Below are 16,772 nucleotides of genomic sequence, written 5' to 3'. Positions count from 1 at the left end.
AATCAAAAGTCTCTCGTCTTCGATTTGGCTGGCAAGATCGCTTGCTCTCCTTTTTCATACAAAGCAAGTAGCGTATGGACAAAGCTCAATCTCGGCACAATCATATAGACGGCCAAGGCAGACCCAATGCTGATCAGGGCACCCACGATGACATCTGCTGGATAATGAACGCCTACCAAAATGCGAGAGAGGCCGACACAAGCAGCAAGCAGCATCCAGAGTGGCCCCGTTGTCTTTTTAAAAAGCCAGTAGGTCATGCAAAAGGAAAAAAACAGGATCGTATGGTCGCTGGGAAACGAATTGTCGACCGCTTTTTGTACCAATTGATTGACGTCAGCAAGCTCTGCGAATGGCTGATTATTCGCATGAAAGCTTCCGGCTACTTTCCCGAATAGCTCGGCGATGACAAACGTAAACGTCGCACAAACGACCATGATGCGATTCTCATGTTTTCTCGTAAACCAATACATCAAAGCACTCAACGCCAGAATAAACACCGTATATTCTGCTACGTAAAAAGCCACAGGATTGAGAGCTGGATACTCTTTCCCTAAGTCATTAATCAAGCGAAAGTAGTGAATGTTAATTTCCATGCCATTCATTTTTGGTGATCCTCCTTTACATATAACAGGAGAATCGTAATCGATAGGAGAGAAATGGGAAATTGATTTACCTTACAAAATATTACGGGGTTGTAAGGTTGGTTTCATAGCATCAAAAAAAAGACGTCAGAACCGTCTCTTTTTAATTGGATGAAAGGTGCTTCTTATTTTTTTTGCCTTCTAATTCTGCTTTGGGGTAGATATCTTTTTGGATAGCCTTTAATTTTCCGACACGATCCAAGGTCACGTTGATGTAATGATCCGGAGAAGTGTAAATCACGAGAATCTGTGTCTTGTTATCCTGGACAGTAGAGGAGAGGATCTGTGAGAACTTGTATTTTTCTGCTTGCTTTCCAAACAAAAGTTTGAGGTGCTCCTTGCCTTTTTTGATCGCTTCCTCATCACCTATTCCTTTCGAAGAGGAGAGTCCGTTTTGAAGGTCGATGCTGATCAGCTCTCCTGTACTTGCGTTTACATGGACAACTCCGAAGTCTGGGGTAGTACCCTCTGGTGTGCTCGACAAGATCACTTCCAGACGTTCGATAGGACCAGAAGTGGTGACGACATTCTCTTTTACGATAGAGGCGATGTGATAGTTCTTCAGGTCAGGGATGACTTCTTTGACGTGATTCAGAGTCGCTTTTGCTTTTTGATTCAGATCTTTTATGGAAAGCTCTTCTAACTTGCTCGCAGTTACAGTTGCTTTCGTTTTGTGGGAAGAGGCTGCTGCGGCTTCGCTTGACAGAATAGGTGTGTTTGGCAAAAGGAGTGCCGCTATCAGGGTGAATGCTAGTGTCTTACGTTTAGTCAATTTGATCATCCCCATTATTTTTCAATTGGGTGTACATGGATTAATACGGAAAGGGATTCGTATAAGTAACTGTAAAAATTGTGAAATATTTATAACAGGACGAACATGGGAGAACGTGTCGAAAAATAGTTTTGAAATTTTATTTCAAATCTGACAATTCATATTGATATTTTATTTCAAATGTCTATAATACAAAATATGTAATGAATTACCAAAGTCATACTTGAATGTAAGCGCTTAACAAATTCGTGGACTAAAGGGGTGGTATCGTGTTGAATGGCGGGTTGCTGCGCATCCGCGAATCGTTGCACAATATCAAGCGTTCTGAACAAAACGCAGCGCATTACATTTTAGCCAATCCGGATGAGGTGATTCGACTTTCCATCAAGGAACTCGCGGAAAGAAGCGAATCCAGCACAGCTGCCATCATACGCATGTGCAAAAGTATCGGTGTAGATGGTTTTCAGGAGTTGAAAATCAGAATAGCGGGTGATCTGCAATCGTCTACCGCTCAGAATGAATACAAAGAGATTCTTCCCGATGCTGATAGGTACACCTTGATTGAATCGGTTTCGTTCAACAACATCCTCTCCTTGCGGGAAACGATCAAAATTTTGGATGCAGAAGCAGTGGAGCAGGCGATTGGTGAGCTGTTCCGAGCTACTCGGATTGACTTTTACGGAGTGGGTGCTTCGCAATTGGTTGCGCAGGATGCCCAACATAAATTTTTGCGCATCAATAAAATGTGCACGGCCCATTCAGATTCCCACTTGCAGCTTACTTCGGCAGTCACCTTGACGGCTGATGATGTGGCAGTCGGCATCTCGAATTCGGGGGAAACCTCGCAGATCATAAGCACGATGAAACAAGCCCGTAAATCGGGTGCTGTGACCATTGGCATTACCAAATACGGCACAAACTCCTTGGCGGAATGCGTGGATATTCACTTAACCACGTTTTCAACAGAAGCGGATGAACGCAGTGCCGCCACTTCCTCACGAATCGCACAACTCAATGTGATCGACATCTTGTTTAGAGGTGTTGCTGCCAAAAATTACGATGTCTCTGCTGCGTACTTGCGCCAGACGCGTAAAGCTATTCGGGAGCAATACAAATAAGCAAATCCTCCTTAGCATACACAAAGTCCTGCCTTTATCCTTCTATCCTTATCAGTAAAGTACGTTAGGCGTTTGGAAATATCGTTAGCTATGCAAGCTTTTTACTTATTGCAATCGGGGAGGTTTTCCATGAAAAAGAGAAGGTTTCTCTCAGTACTCGGTTTGATTGGCTTAACCGCGGCATTGCTTATTTCTGGATGTAGCAGCCAGTCCTCCACACAGCAGGGGGACAAAGTCGAATTGTATATGGGCTACAGCTCTGATCCACCTACGAAGAAAAAGATGGAAGAAATTATTGCAAAATTCGAACAATCACATCCTCATATCAAAATCAAAACGATGACGGCTCCTTATGATGACTTCTATCAAAAGCTGACGACTCAGATCGCGGCCGGGAATGCGCCTGATCTTTGGCAGAGCGACGGGACAAAAGTATTTGGTTATGCCCAACGCGGCGCGATTCTCGACATCACCGACTACGTCACGAAAGAAATCAACAAAGAGGAGCTCAACGGTCTGGAGTTCAACAAAGACTCAGATGGGAAGTATTGGGGTGTGCCGCAGGGCATCCAAGTGGGAGCCCTTTTCTACAACAAGGATTTGTTCGACAAAGCTGGCGTACCATATCCTACGGCTGACTGGACCTGGGATGATTTGAAGGCGGCTTCCGTCAAGCTGACCCTCGATGCCAACGGGAAACATGCAGACGATCCTGCTTTTGACAAAAAATCAGTGAAGCAGTACGGCTTCGCGTTTTTCGGTAGCTCACGCGGTGCGTTTAACATCTTGAAAGCGTATGGTGGCGGGGTATTGGACCCGACGTTGAAAAAATCGATTATCAACAGCCCGGAGAACAAAAAAGCGGTCGAGTGGATGGTCGACGGCATGCAGCGCAAGCTATTCCCGAATCCGGCTGATTTGAAGGCGTTCCAGAGCAACTTCAAAGCGTTTTTGAGCGGGGCTGTAGCGATGCAAATCGATATTTACGCAGCAACAACCTCGATGAATGGTGCAGGGTTGAATTATGATGTCGCTCCCATGCCAAAAGGACCGGACGGCAAACGCTTCGCACCTGTAATCGCCAACTCATGGGTCATCAACAAAAAAGCAGAGGAGCAGAAGGTCAAGGCCGCTAAAGAATGGATCACCTACTGGACGACATCTGATGAAGCACAAAAAGAGTGGACAGAAGTAGGGGAAGCCATTCCGGTGAAAAAATCAGTGGCGAATTCCGAAATGTTCCTAAACCCAGCCACGAAGCCAGAAAACAAAAAAGTCTTCCTCGACACCTTGGAGTTTGCGGGCACGATTGATACCAACGCTGTCTTTACCGAGTGGGTGAAGGTGTTCACGGATAATCTGGCGGAGCTGTTCATGGATAAATACGGAACGGATGAATTCATCACGAAAACAGACGAAGGCATTCAAAAAGTTCTGGATGACTTCTTCAAGAAGCAGTAGTCATCAATCAGTGAGGATGTGTGCCAACCATGCTAGAGCTGCAAACCAAGCAACAGGCGAAGCCTGCTGTGAAAAAGAGAAAATGGTTGGATAGCGAGGGGAGATGGGGACTGCTCCTGGTCTCCCCTTATCTCATCCACTTTCTCGTATTCGTCGTGGGAACATCGGTCGCGTCATTGTACTTCAGCTTTTCGGACTACGATATTTTAAATCCGCCCAAATGGACTGGCTTGGACAACTATGCAAAGCTGTTTGAAGACCCGCTGTTTTATCGCGCGTTATGGAATACGGTCTATTTTACGATCCTGTACGTTCCAGCCAAAACGTTTTTGGCGTTGTTGCTAGCAGTTGCCTTGAATCAAAAGCTGAAGGGCCTGAAATTTTTCAGGATGGTTCACTTTTTGCCGGTTATCTCCTCATGGACGGTGATCGCGTATGTAGCGGATGCGGTGTTTAACCAGCGGATCGGTTTTGCCAATGCTTTTCTGTCTAAACTTGGGCTAGCCCCGCAAAACTGGCTGATTGATGAATTCTGGGTCATCCCGGTCTTGGTTCTCATCGCCATCTGGAAGTCAGTCGGCTACATGATGATTATTTTTCTCGCTGGGCTGCAAGGAATTTCTTCTGACATGTATGAGGCAGCCTCGATTGATGGAGCAAACGCCTGGCAAAAGTTTTGGCGGGTGACAGTCCCGATGATTTCCGGCACGACGTTTCTGGTCGTCATCTTGAATACGATTTACTCCTTCCAAAACTTCGAGCAGATTTTTGTCATGACCGGGGGCTCTACGGAGGCAGGCTCGACAGGCGGTGCGAACAACGCCAGCCTCGTCCTGATGCTGTTCATGTTCCGCCAAGCATTCAGCTTTTTCAAAATGGGCTATGCTTCTGCCATTGCGTGGGTGTTGTTCCTTATCCTGCTTGCCATTACGCTCATCCAATTCAAGCTGCAAAAGAAATGGGTTCATTATGATTAAGGGGCAAGGAGGTAGCCATGCAAAAGCGTTTTCCTCTAAATAAAATCGTTGGATACCTGTTTGTCATAGCGAGTGCGTTGATGATGCTGGTTCCGTTTTTAACGACCGTGTTTAACTCGCTGAAAACTTACAAGCAGTACATGCAATTTCCGCCAGAATGGCTGCCCAATCCAACACAGTGGAGCAATTATACAACCGTGTGGGAACAGGCGAATTTTAGCAGCTATACGATCAACAGTCTGATTGTCGCGATTCTTTCGGTTATCGGAGCCTTATTGTCCAGCTCAATGATTGCCTTTGCTTTTGCCAGGCTGCGCTTTCCTTTCCGCGATACGCTGTTCATGATCGTGCTGGGAACGATGATGATCCCGGGGATCGTCACGATCGTCCCACAGTTTATTATCTTTAAAAATTTGGGACTGCTCGACACTTTGGCTCCGCTTTGGATATTGGAGTGGCTCGGACAGCCGTTTGCCATTTTTTTAATGAGGCAAGCATTTTTGAACATCCCGAAAGATTACGAGGAAGCGGCAAAGCTGGATGGTTGCAATCCGTTCCAGATTTATTGGCGGGTGTTTTTGCCGATGTGCAAGCCTTCCTTGGCCACACTGGCGGTCTTTACGTTTATGGGGAAGTGGAATGAGATTTTGGCGCCCGTCATTTACCTCATTTCGGATGAGAACTTTACGCTGCCGATCGGAATTTTGTCTTTGAGCGGTCAGTACAAGACAGAGGATCAACTATTGGTAGCGGGGGCCCTGATTAGCTTGATCCCGATTTTGATCGTGTTTTTGTTTGCGGAGAAATATTTTGTGGAAGGCTCCAAAACTTCTGGATTGAAATAGGGCGTAAAGGAGGCAAGCATCCTATGCAATACGTACCTTGGGACGATCTATATGCGGACGCTCTGTGCGAGCTGTGGAATCAGGAGTTGGGTGATCGCTTTCCCATGCGGCCTGCGCTCATGCGGCAAAACAGCTTCGAGGATCAGAATGTAGTCAAAGCCGGGTCGTGGATTGCGATAGATGCAGTGACGCAGCGTCCCGTCGGTTTTGTCGTGGCCAAATGTTGGCAGGAAAAGCTCGACATTCAGTTGGGGAAAGGCATTGGTTGGATACAGGTCTTACTCGTGTCTACAGCACATCGCGGGCAGGGGATCGGACGTGAATTGCTGGCAAGGGCAGAAAATGCGTTGCGAGAGCAAGGCGTGGAAAAGGTTTTGCTGGGGCGCGATCCGTATCATTATTTCCCGGGCATACCCGATGAATCTGCGGACGTAAAAGCGTGGTTTGAGAGGCAAGGGTATCATTCGGAGGATCGATTGGAGAACGATCTGTTATGCCAGTATCTCGAACCAGCGGAGCTAGAATTACCAGAGGTACCAGATGGCCACTTTCGACTGTTGACGAGGGCGGACCAAGATGCCTTTTTGGCCTTCTTGCATCGATGCTTTCCTGGAAGATGGGAGTATGAAGCCACTCACTATTTCCAGCGGGGAGGAACCGGACGCGAATTCGTCGTGGTGGAGCTGCACGGTGAGATCGTCGGTTTTTGCCGGATCAATGATGCCGACTCCCCGTTTATTGCCCAAAACGTATACTGGGCACCTTTGTTTGCGGATGGGCTGGGCGGTATCGGTCCATTGGGCGTGGATGCGGAGTATAGAGGACGAGGCTTGGGACTGGCGATTGTGGAGGCAGGCATTGTAGCTTTGCGGAACCGGGGTATCCCAAACATTGTCATTGATTGGACGACGCTGGTCGACTTCTATGGGAGGCTCGGGTATCACAGCTGGAAGCAGTATGCGAAGTACGGCAAAGCATTCTCTTAACAAGAGCAAAGAGGTAGAGAGGAGGATTCCATGCAAGCCGAACATATGACAGTGGAACAGAAGGTCGGGCAACTGCTGATGATCGGGTACCCTACGCTGGATATTCCCGAAGAAATGGAAGCGTGGATCAAACAAAAACAGATTGGCAACGTGATTCTTTTTAGCCGCAATATCGGGACACCGGAGGAGACCTATCAACGGGTACAGAAACTCCAGAGCTGGGCGTATGAGTCTGGGCATCCCTATCCACTGTTGATCGGGACCGATCAGGAAAATGGCGTGGTCTCCCGTCTGCAAAAAGGGGCGACGCGCTTTCCTGGAGCGATGGCTTTGGGTGCCACAGGCAATCTCGATCAAGCCAAGCGTATCTACCAGGCAACAGGTGAGGAGCTGCGTGCAGCAGGGATTTCAGTCAATTTCGCCCCGACGGTCGATGTGAACAACAATGCGGACAATCCGGTCATTGGGGTGCGGTCTTTTGGAGAAGCACCAGAGCAGGTGGCGCGGTTTGGTGAGGCCGCCATTCAAGGCTTGCTTGCGAGTGGTGTCATTCCCGCTATCAAGCACTTCCCCGGTCATGGTGATACGAGCATCGATTCTCATGAAGCTGTTCCTGTGCTCGAACATGATCGGACGCGACTGGATCAGGTTGAGTTGGTCCCATTCCAATGCAGTATCGCGGCAGGAGTCCCCATGGTGATGGTTGGACATATCAGTTTGCCGAGAATGGATGAGTCGGATTCTCCTGCTACGTATTCCAAGGAGATCGTGACGGGAGTATTGCGTGAGTCGCTCGGATTTGATGGGGTCGCAATAACGGATTGTATGGAAATGGCGGCCATTGCGGGTACCATCGGGGTTCCAGAAGCGGCGGTGCGTTGTGTGCAGGCTGGGATCGATCTTGTTCTGGTTTCCCACACACATGAAGTTCAGCAAAAAACGTATGAACGACTCGTTGCGGCCATTCATTCGGGGGAACTATCAGATGAGCGGCTCAACGAAGCTGTAAATCGCGTGCTTCAATTAAAGAAACGATTTCTTTCCTGGGAGCATTGCTTGGGAAAAACAGGCCCTTCCTTCGATCGTGTCCAACATGCAGACATAGCGAGAAGTGCGCTCGCGCAAGCCATAACCTTGGTGAAAAATGAGCATCAACTGCTTCCTTTACAGAGAAGCACACAACCGCTCGGTGTGATTTTTCCGGGGATTGCCAACCTTACGTTGGCTGAGGATGGGCAAGCAGCTTCTGGCGATTTAGTCGCACCATTGAGAAAATATCGTGAAGTTGAATACCATATGGTGTCGACGCTCAACCCGACAGAGGATGAAGGGGAGATGGTGGCGAATGTGATGTCGGCCATGGAGCAAATCGTCGTTTTTACGTACAATGCCCATATCTTTAGAGGCCAATCGCTTCTGGTGAACCGGCTCGTTCAACAGGGGAAAAAGGTCGTGGCTGTCGCCCTGCGAAACCCGTATGATCTCTTGGTAATGCCCGAGGTCGATGCGTATCTCGCCGTTTACGACCATACGCACCAAGCGATAGAGCTTGTGGCAGACATTTTGTTCGGGGAACGAAAGGCTGCTGGACATCTTCCGGTCAGTCTGTTTCCATCGGAGAAAAAGCAGCATGGTGTGGGGTAGAAAGAGAAGAGGAGTGTAGATGGGTGGGAGGTAACTGGATGAAGTTTCACCTGCGTGACTTAACGACAGAAACAAGAAATGGGAATACGGAAGAGCTGGATAAATTCTCTACGATGGAAATTATCCAGATTATGAATGAAGAGGATAAAACAGTTGCGTTTGCCGTTGAAAAGGAGCTGGCTTCGATTGCAGCGGCCGTTGACTTGATCGCAGAATGTCTGGAAAACGGTGGAAGACTCTTTTATTTTGGAGCCGGAACAAGTGGGAGATTGGGCTTGCTCGATGCTGCTGAATGCCCACCAACCTTTGGGACGGACCCCGCATTGGTGCAGGGCATCATAGCAGGCGGGGAAAAAGCTATCGTCAGGGCAGTCGAAGGAGCCGAAGATGTGGAGCAGAACGGCAGAGAAGATGTGATCGCCTATGGCGTAAAGGCGGGGGATGCCGTGGTAGGAATTGCGGCGAGTGGTCGGACACCCTATGTCATCGGAGCATTGGCGGAAGCCAGAAGGCAGCAGGCGAAAATCATTTCGTTGTCCTGCAACCAGGTGGCGCAGATCAGTCAAGGTGTGGATGTAGCGATTAATGTGGTAGTAGGGCCAGAGGTGGTAACCGGATCGACTCGCTTAAAAGCAGCAACGGCGCAGAAGATGGTTCTCAATATGATTACGACCGGATGCATGGTGCGGTTGGGGAAAGTGTACAAAAATTTGATGGTCAATGTGCAGGTAACCAATGAGAAACTGAAGGAACGGGCAAAACAAATCGTGGCAGAAGCGACCAATGTCTCCACCGATGAGGCGGACGTACTGTTGCATAAGGCAGACGGTGACGCAAAACTGGCGATCGTGATGCAAAAGACCGGATTGCCAGCAGAGGACGCAAGCCGTTTGCTCACGCAGTACAAGGGGAATATTCGACGGATTTTAGAAAGGAATCACAATCAGGAATGATCAGCCTAATCCTTTTGGATGAGGCTTTTTTTGTCTTGGTACGACATAACTGGTAATGAAAATCACTTGTATGATCCATAAAATGTTCATTTGAATATTGTCGGAAAAGAGGATATGATTACATTAATTCTTAGATTATAATTTTTATAATTTAAATGGACAGAGGTGATACGTATGAAAAAGGGTGATTTTCATCATCTTGATCATGTGAAAGAACAGCAAACATCGAAGAGAACATTGTGGATCACGCTCCTATTGACGTTGTTTTTTACGATCGTGGAGGTTGTGGGAGGCTTGATGTCCAATTCACTCGCGCTCCTGTCCGACTCCGCCCATATGATTTCTGACGTCTTTGCTTTAGGGTTGAGTATGACCGCTATTTATATGGCGACACGTAAGCCGAATAAGAAGTATACGTTCGGATTTCTCCGTTTTGAAATTATTGCTTCGTTCTTGAATGGCTTGGCTCTTGCCGTGATTTCGATCGGGATTGTGATTGAAGGGATCAAGCGGATGATCAATCCGCAAGACGTTGATTTGCAGTTGATGCTGACCATCGCATCCATCGGTTTGGTTGTAAACATCGTGCTGACCATCGTACTTTCCCGCAGTATGAAGGAAGAAGACAATCTCAATGTAAAAAGCGCACTATGGCACTTTATTGGAGATTTGCTCAGCTCCGTCGGTGTGATTACGTCGGCGATTCTCATTTACATGACGGGCTACTACTTGTTCGACCCATTGATCAGCTTAGTGATTGGTGGAATTATTTTTACAGGTGGTGCCAAAATCATTCGTGAGTCGCTGCTCGTGTTGATGGAATCTGTTCCAGAGCAGTTTGATCTCGAGCAAATCCGTCAGGACCTCAGTGAAGTAGAGGGCGTGGAGGATGTTCATGAGCTGCACCTGTGGGCGGTATCCACGGAACATTACTCCCTGACAGCGCATGTGTTCGTCCGTGAAGGCATCCAGCCGTATTGTGTCATTCTGGCGATCAATCACATTTTGCAAACGAAGTACGGAATTGACCATTCGACAATTCAGATCGAGCACCCGACGATTCTGGATCACGGGGAATACGGCAAGCAGTTTTTGCTTCAGCAAGCATAAATACCCATGAGAAAAAGGCTAGTCTCCAAGAAAGCTCAGGAGACAGCCTTTTTTATTTCCTTCGCCTTAGAGAAACTGAACACATAGGGTGAACGTCTAACTAGAAAGGAAGGAGGTTTTATTATGAAAATCACAACCAAATTGCCACAGTATCTTGAAAATGTACATGTCGAGTTGATAAAAAAGGAATGGGTTCCCCTGAAAGAACCACAGAGCTTGGGCAGGGCAACTCTTTTATCGATTCCTTTCATGCTGATTAATGCATTCATTGCCTATGGGATCATCTATATTTTTTCGCCAATAACCTTTCAGGAATTGGGACTGACATCCGGCTCTTTTTCCATATCCATCGACTTACGTGTGATTTTGTTTCTACTCGGATTGGTTATTTTTCATGAATGCTTGCATTTGATTTTTATCCCTAATTTCATGAGATCAGAAAAAACATGGATGGGGCTTACCTTGTTTGGAGGGTTTGTCGCAACGGAAGAAAAGATTCCAAAATCAAGATACATACTGATTACCATCGCCCCATTCATTATTCTTTCAGTTATGTTACCAGTTCTTCTAGGTTTTTTTGGACTGTTCACTACCATGTTGAAATTTTTGATTTTGATAAACGCTATCGCTTCATCAGTCGATATGCTAAATCTTTTCCTGGTGATGAAGCAAGTTCCGAAACAGGCGATCTTGATCAGTAACGGACAGAAGACGTATTGGAAAGCGCTTGGAAACGATTAAAGCCAAAGAAGTAGCAACGAACAAATAAGCATAAATACCGCATTTAGAGCCATGACGGGCTCATGTTTTGCCCGGAAAAGATGGGCATGGATAGCCCCGAGCATGAGGATGGCGAACAGGATGCAAGCGAGTGTTAATACTCTAGGAAACCAAAAGGAGCTAATCACACCGATGACTCCGACCAGCTCAAGTGAGGCAATCACGTCCATGAACCAAAGTGGGTAGCCATATTCCTTCCAGTGCTGGAGCATAGAGCTTGCGCGTAAAAACTTCAGTAACAGAGAGATGGAAAACATCAAAGCCAACATCAGTGAAAGAATCATGATGAATGTGTTCAACCGTTTACACTCCTTCGTTCATTCGAAATCCATTGCCTAACGAGGAGTATAATGGGAGTGATCCCTACAATATGTAGTCCAGCCTACAGTGAGCAGGAGGAAGTACATCGTGATCGAAAAGGAGAAGCTTTTATCCCGCATCAATTTGTTTCAGTCGTTAAGTGCAGCGGAGCTAGCCCAATTGGAACCGGCGACTCCTATGGAAGTGGTCAAAAAAGGAAAGCTAATTTCCTCCCCTCACCTGGAGCAGAAAAGGCTGTTTTTGATCAAGGCTGGGAAGGTTCGTCTATATAAGCTTTCGGCTGACGGCAAGGAGCTAACGATTGATTTGCTCGGAACAGGCCATGTGTTTGGCGAGATCGGCTCGTTTACGATTAGTTCAACCAATATGTATGCCGAAGCGTGGGAAGATTCGGTGATTTGTTCGATTGATAAAGGACAATTTGAGGAGCTGATGCTAGAGAAACCGAGGCTTGCCTTGCATTTTATCGAGATTGTCTCGAATCGTTTGCAAGAGGTTGAAGAGATGATGGAGCTCATGGCGTATGGAAGTGTACGACAGCGTCTTCTGTATTTGCTGGGCAAGCTGTCAGAGAAATATGGAAAAAAAAGTCAGGCTGATGAACCAGAATGGATCGAGCTGGCAGTGAACCTGACGCATCAGGAGCTGGCGACGATGATGGGGTGTATTCGTGAGACCGTAACAGAAACGTTCCATGAGCTAACAGTAGAAGGCATGGTGAAGAAGGCGGGATTGCGTAAGCCATTATGGGTGCATCGGGAGCGATTGAGAGAAGCATTGGCGAGAGTGTAGATACTATCGCGGATGGAAATGGAGCCAACAAAAATCCCGTTGCCCTATTAAAGGGGACGGGATTTTTGGTATGGCTAGAAATGATCGTGCTCGATATTATCTTTTAATCCGAAACAACGATCTCGACTGCTTCAGAGACCTCATCGTATTTGTTCTTGGCAGTGATATTGATTGTAAATTTTCCAGCTTTTTCAGCTTTGAAGAGTACGACTTTCTTGTTTTCATTGCCGACTCGCTTAGTGTAAAGCTCAGTAACCTGTGTACTGTAAGTGAATTGAGGAGTGGATTTTGAACTGTATGTGATGAGGATAGGCACTTCTTTGCCTTTTTTGACATGGACGGTGTTCGGTGTGACATTCAAGGTGATTTTATTTGGATCCTTGATCGAAAGAGTTGCAATGAGTTCTATTTTCTCTTCTCCTGCAATGCTTTTAAGAGTAGCTTGGTAAGCGAGCAAGTAGATACCTTTGGAGGTAGGCTTTAGGTAACCTGTAGTCGTATAGGTAGCTTTGGTTTTGCTATGGGTAGTTCGGACACTGGTGACCTTATCCTTCTCATTGCCACCAATGGTTTTCAGCACAAACTTGGCGTCGGTAATTTGCCCAGCTGTTTTTGTTTCTACGGATAGCTTAATCGATTCACCAGCATTGTAAGTTTCCTTTAATCCTACAAACTTCGCCTCGTAAACGGCAGGATTTGGAGCAGCAAAAGCACCGCTTGCCATGGTTAACATCATGGCTAAAGCGATGGCAATTCGCAGGAGTGTTTTCATAGATTTCCCTCCACGATTGAAATTGGGTTACAGTCTATCGAGTATATTATCCCTGCTGTTCCTTATATTTACAATTAGAAAATATTTAAATTTTCGACAAATTTTTTCGAAAAAATGAACGCCCCAAAAAGAGGCGCTCTGAGTTCGAGCTATTCAACTTTCGTGACAGTTGAATTACGACTTAACCTTGCAGGAATTCATACCGAAAAGGCGGTAAAGAAAGCATTGTTGGGTCAGTGCAGTATAGAGTAAGGGAACGCCAATTAATGCGAGGTACTGCAAACCTCCTTCTAGAAAGAAGAACAAGGAGAGAAACGCTAGCCCAGCAACGACTCGAAATATTTGATCAAATTTACCTACGTTTTTCATGATCAGCCTCCCGATTACTGTGGTTTACGAGACTCATTGTATCGGGCAATCTTATATTTGCCTGTAACAAAGTCACATAATGCGAAGGAATTCGTACACCGCAAAGCGTATGAATACCAAATCACAATTCAAACCGAAGGGAACGAAGGGCATGAACGATATCCGTTACCAGCGTAAAATTTACACACACGGACCTACACCAATCGAAAGGATGGAGCGACTGTCTAGGGAGTTAGGTGGTCCGAGCATCTCTATCAAGCGAGACGACATGCTTGGTTTGACAGCAGGGGGAAACAAGACGCGAAAGCTGGAGTATTTGGTGGCAGAGGCAATCGAGCAAGGGGCAGACACGTTGATTACATGTGGAGCTGTCCAATCCAATCACTGCCGGTTGACTCTGGCGGCGGCAGTTCGCGAAGGTCTGCACTGTCAGCTCGTGCTGTCCGCGCCTGAGACGGGGGACTACCAACCGCAAGCGAGTGGCAATCATCTGTTGTTCCACTTGCTCGGAGCAGAAAAAATCGAGGTCATTCCCGCAGAGGCAGATTTGCTTGCAGCTATGGAAGAGCTCGCTGAAAGTCTGCGAAAACAAGGCAGAAAACCGTATCTGATCCCGGTAGGAGGCTCCAACGAAGTCGGGTCTTTGGGGTACATGGCGTGTGCGGAAGAAATCGAGCAGCAGGCTTGGGAAACGACGACTCCGTACGATTATGTCGTGACGGCAACGGGAAGTGGCGGTACGCAAGCAGGTCTGCTTGCCGGTTTTATGGCGCGTCAGTCCAACACAAAAGTAATCGGGATCAATGTCAGTCGAGATCGGGCTGCACAAGAAGCCAAGGTGATGGGGTTGCTGTGCAGTACTGCTGCACGGATCGGTTTGCAAGGGGACATGCGAGCAGAAGCTGTGCTTTGCGACGACAGATTTGTCGGGCCAGGCTATGCGATTCCGACGGATGGCATGATCGAAGCCGTTCGGCTGGTCGCTCGGACAGAGGGAATTTTACTCGATCCTGTCTATACCGGAAAGGCGATGGCAGGGTTGATTGGCTTGATTCGTGAAGGGCATTTTACCAAGAGTGATCACGTATTGTTCCTGCATACGGGTGGTTCCCCTGCACTCTATACGGTTCCACAGTTGTTTTTGCCGTAAAAAAAGACAGGCAGTGGCAGCGATGACGTACATTTGCGTTCAGAGCTACCGCTGCCTGTTCGATTATTTGTTCAGGATGCCTAAATATTCGCTCCATGGCCCTACATCAGTCGTGTACCTTTTGGCCATGACCCGTACGATTTGCGCCGTATGCGTTAAATCATGAACGACCCACGTAGAGAGCAATTCCCGTACTTTTACGACCCCAAAAGCGGGATGGAGTCCAGTTAATTCCAGATGCTTTTCCGGTTCCACGAGCGTTCGCAGCCTGGCTATGTTTTCGGCACGAATCGTTTTGAATTCCAGCAGCTTTTGCTCCAACGATCTAACCGAGGCTTCTTGTAAGTGAGCGTAGCGATCAAATGGAGGAAACGGTTTACTCTCTCCCTTTTGAAGTATGATCTCCAGACGCGGGAGCCAATTCGTTTTCTCCGCCAGGGTCAGGTGTTCAATCACCTCAGTAGTATGCCAGGTGCCGTCGCCCTCATTGTGCAGCAACCACCCATCTGATAAGCCCGTTAACAAGGATTCCAATGCTTGTGGCATACGCTCTAGAACCTCAATCGCTTCATCCAGATTAAAATTCATGGTACGACTCCTTTCGGTATGGAATCCGGAGTTATTCGCCTTTCACCAATGTCATCCCTTCCAATTTGTTTGGAGAAGGGTGGATTTGTTTGCGTGAATACGTATAGAATGGTCGTAAGCAAGGCTCGTATAAATAGAAACGCAGAGGTTGATAAATGGATGTTTAAAATCGGCGTGGTTGGTCCCAAGCAATCGGTAGAAAGGATTCTAGCGGTTGCAAAGGAATTCGAGGAAGGAATGAATTTTGTTCCGTATCCGTATACAGAGACAAAAGAAACAGAAAAAATTGTCTTGGAAAATGACCAGTACGTGGATCATTGGCTTTTTTCGGGACCACTTCCGTACTTGATTGCCAAAAATGTCCTGGACGATGAAAAGCGGATGGAACATATTTTTCCGACGGAATCCAGCATCTATAAAGGCTTTTTGGAAATGGTGTACACACGGGGAGAGCTATTGGATCGGGTCAGTGTCGATATGCTCTCATCTACGAAGTTCATGGAAGATTCGCTGTACAACAGCAGCATATCCGTGAGCCAACTATACATGAAGATATTTGAGGTTACGATTGATCCGCAAGAGCTGCTGGCATTTCATCTCGATTTATGGAACAAGAAAAAGATTGATGCTGCGATGACCTGCTATCCGACTGTCTATCAATCGTTAGTAGATGCCGATATCCCGGCCTATTGGATTTCTCCCAGTAATATGGACATTCATCAAACAGTCCGCGTGTTTGTCGAGAAAGTACGCACATCCTACTTTAAGGATACACAAATCGGGATCGAAATGATCGAGGTCGAGCAATTCGACAGAATCAAGGAAAGCGCGAAGACCCCCTATCATTTACAATATTTGGAGCTGCGTATAAAAGAAGCCTTGATCAAACTGTGCGAGCAAGTGGATGGATCGCTTTTGGAGCAAGGTAATGGCAGATACGTCATCTTCAGTACGCGCGGAACCATTCACAGGGAGATTCCTACCTTGCAAAACACCGTAGAGTTTTTGGCGAAGGAAGCGGATACGACGGTCGCGGTCGGAATCGGGTTCGGAGAGACTGCGTTTGCAGCCGAGATGAATGCCCACCGAGCCCTGCGCCAATCAAAGGAAAAAGCTACACGAGATATCGTCATGATTCAGGATGACGGAACGATCGTAGAGTGGGTCGGTCAGGAAGAGGAGCTCATCTACTCGTATCGTGCCGACGATGATGAGATTTTGGAAAAGCTGAAAAAAGGGAACATCAGCGTCAAAAGCTATAAAAAGCTCGATGCCTTGCTGCAAAAAATGGGTTGGACCGATTTCACGACAAAGGATCTGGCCAAGTATTTGCAAATGAGCGAGCGAAATGCACAGCGAATCGTCGCGGATTTGTGCGCCGTTGAGCTGGCGGAAAGCTCCGGGGAAGAATCGCAATCAACGCGAGGAAGACCCACCAAACGATACCGACTTTTGTAAGCACCCTGCTACGGGTGCTTTTTTCAGTGCGCCCA

At 47.2% G+C, this 16,772-nt stretch carries 18 protein-coding genes; 12 read left to right on the top strand and 6 right to left on the bottom strand.

All coding sequences use genetic code 11. From position 1 onward, the window contains the following. Positions 1–2 precede the first annotated feature (2 nt). Entirely contained in the window at positions 3–602 is a 600-nt protein-coding gene (locus C7R92_RS26080; RefSeq protein WP_017251298.1) for an undecaprenyl-diphosphatase, read from the bottom strand. Between the two features lie 142 nt (positions 603–744). Continuing rightward, positions 745–1,422 (bottom strand): hypothetical protein, encoded by a 678-nt coding sequence (locus C7R92_RS26075; RefSeq protein WP_244195828.1) that lies wholly within the window; start codon positions 1,420–1,422, stop codon positions 745–747. A gap of 263 nt (positions 1,423–1,685) precedes the next feature. Here C7R92_RS26075 and C7R92_RS26070 point away from each other — a divergent pair, with 263 nt between their 5' ends. From C7R92_RS26070 to C7R92_RS26030, 9 genes are all read left to right on the top strand, one after another. Continuing rightward, positions 1,686–2,531, top strand: coding sequence for a MurR/RpiR family transcriptional regulator (locus C7R92_RS26070; RefSeq protein ID WP_106836168.1), 846 nt, complete (start codon positions 1,686–1,688; stop codon positions 2,529–2,531). Between the two features lie 129 nt (positions 2,532–2,660). Further along, positions 2,661–3,992, top strand: coding sequence for an ABC transporter substrate-binding protein (locus C7R92_RS26065; protein ID WP_069848587.1), 1,332 nt, complete (start codon positions 2,661–2,663; stop codon positions 3,990–3,992). Positions 3,993–4,021: 29 nt separating this feature from the next. Beyond that, entirely contained in the window at positions 4,022–4,969 is a 948-nt protein-coding gene (locus C7R92_RS26060; RefSeq protein WP_017251294.1) for a carbohydrate ABC transporter permease, read from the top strand. Between the two features lie 17 nt (positions 4,970–4,986). Beyond that, positions 4,987–5,814 carry a carbohydrate ABC transporter permease gene (locus C7R92_RS26055; RefSeq protein WP_069848585.1) on the top strand — a complete coding sequence of 276 codons (828 nt, stop codon included), beginning with the start codon at positions 4,987–4,989 and terminating at the stop codon, positions 5,812–5,814. 23 nt (positions 5,815–5,837) lie between these two features. Next, entirely contained in the window at positions 5,838–6,800 is a 963-nt protein-coding gene (locus C7R92_RS26050) for a GNAT family N-acetyltransferase (protein ID WP_106836153.1), read from the top strand. A 30-nt stretch (positions 6,801–6,830) separates the two neighbouring features. After that, a complete protein-coding gene (locus tag C7R92_RS26045; protein ID WP_106836152.1) occupies positions 6,831–8,444 on the top strand; it encodes a glycoside hydrolase family 3 protein in 1,614 nt (537 codons plus the stop codon). Between the two features lie 38 nt (positions 8,445–8,482). Next, positions 8,483–9,397, top strand: a complete 915-nt coding sequence (murQ, locus tag C7R92_RS26040; RefSeq protein ID WP_106836151.1) for an N-acetylmuramic acid 6-phosphate etherase — start codon at positions 8,483–8,485, stop codon at positions 9,395–9,397. Positions 9,398–9,571: 174 nt separating this feature from the next. Beyond that, on the top strand, positions 9,572–10,507 hold the full coding sequence (locus C7R92_RS26035) for a cation diffusion facilitator family transporter (RefSeq protein WP_069848577.1): 936 nt from the start codon (positions 9,572–9,574) through the stop codon (positions 10,505–10,507). 123 nt (positions 10,508–10,630) lie between these two features. After that, entirely contained in the window at positions 10,631–11,248 is a 618-nt protein-coding gene (locus tag C7R92_RS26030; RefSeq protein WP_069848575.1) for a DUF3267 domain-containing protein, read from the top strand. Here C7R92_RS26030 and C7R92_RS26025 read toward each other — a convergent pair. After that, positions 11,245–11,586 (bottom strand): DoxX family protein, encoded by a 342-nt coding sequence (locus C7R92_RS26025; RefSeq protein WP_106836150.1) that lies wholly within the window; start codon positions 11,584–11,586, stop codon positions 11,245–11,247. The two genes, C7R92_RS26030 and C7R92_RS26025, sit on opposite strands and share 4 nt — an antisense overlap. Before the next feature lie 109 nt (positions 11,587–11,695). Here C7R92_RS26025 and C7R92_RS26020 point away from each other — a divergent pair, with 109 nt between their 5' ends. Beyond that, positions 11,696–12,400: a Crp/Fnr family transcriptional regulator gene (locus C7R92_RS26020; protein WP_106836149.1), complete on the top strand. Its 705-nt coding sequence runs from the start codon at positions 11,696–11,698 to the stop codon at positions 12,398–12,400. A gap of 103 nt (positions 12,401–12,503) precedes the next feature. Here C7R92_RS26020 and C7R92_RS26015 read toward each other — a convergent pair whose 3' ends face one another. Both C7R92_RS26015 and C7R92_RS26010 read right to left on the bottom strand, forming a co-directional pair. Further along, positions 12,504–13,172, bottom strand: a complete 669-nt coding sequence (locus tag C7R92_RS26015; protein WP_069848570.1) for a hypothetical protein — start codon at positions 13,170–13,172, stop codon at positions 12,504–12,506. Positions 13,173–13,346: 174 nt separating this feature from the next. Then, positions 13,347–13,541 carry a YgaP family membrane protein gene (locus tag C7R92_RS26010; protein ID WP_069848568.1) on the bottom strand — a complete coding sequence of 65 codons (195 nt, stop codon included), beginning with the start codon at positions 13,539–13,541 and terminating at the stop codon, positions 13,347–13,349. Positions 13,542–13,692: 151 nt separating this feature from the next. Here C7R92_RS26010 and cuyA point away from each other — a divergent pair, with 151 nt between their 5' ends. Then, the gene (gene cuyA / locus C7R92_RS26005) at positions 13,693–14,691 is read left to right on the top strand and encodes a D-cysteate sulfo-lyase (RefSeq protein WP_106836167.1); all 999 of its coding nucleotides are present in this window, start codon (positions 13,693–13,695) and stop codon (positions 14,689–14,691) included. Positions 14,692–14,754: 63 nt separating this feature from the next. Here the strand turns inward: cuyA and C7R92_RS26000 are convergent, their stop codons facing one another. Then, positions 14,755–15,279 (bottom strand): DinB family protein, encoded by a 525-nt coding sequence (locus C7R92_RS26000; RefSeq protein WP_106836148.1) that lies wholly within the window; start codon positions 15,277–15,279, stop codon positions 14,755–14,757. Positions 15,280–15,438: 159 nt separating this feature from the next. Here C7R92_RS26000 and C7R92_RS25995 point away from each other — a divergent pair, with 159 nt between their 5' ends. Then, positions 15,439–16,737 carry a hypothetical protein gene (locus C7R92_RS25995; protein ID WP_106836166.1) on the top strand — a complete coding sequence of 433 codons (1,299 nt, stop codon included), beginning with the start codon at positions 15,439–15,441 and terminating at the stop codon, positions 16,735–16,737. Positions 16,738–16,772: the final 35 nt, after the last annotated feature.

The organism is Brevibacillus porteri, assembly GCF_003013475.1.
GTDB lineage: Bacteria > Bacillota > Bacilli > Brevibacillales > Brevibacillaceae > Brevibacillus > Brevibacillus porteri.
Note: the sequence above shows the minus strand (reverse complement) of the source record. Positions and strands in the feature narration are given on the sequence as shown.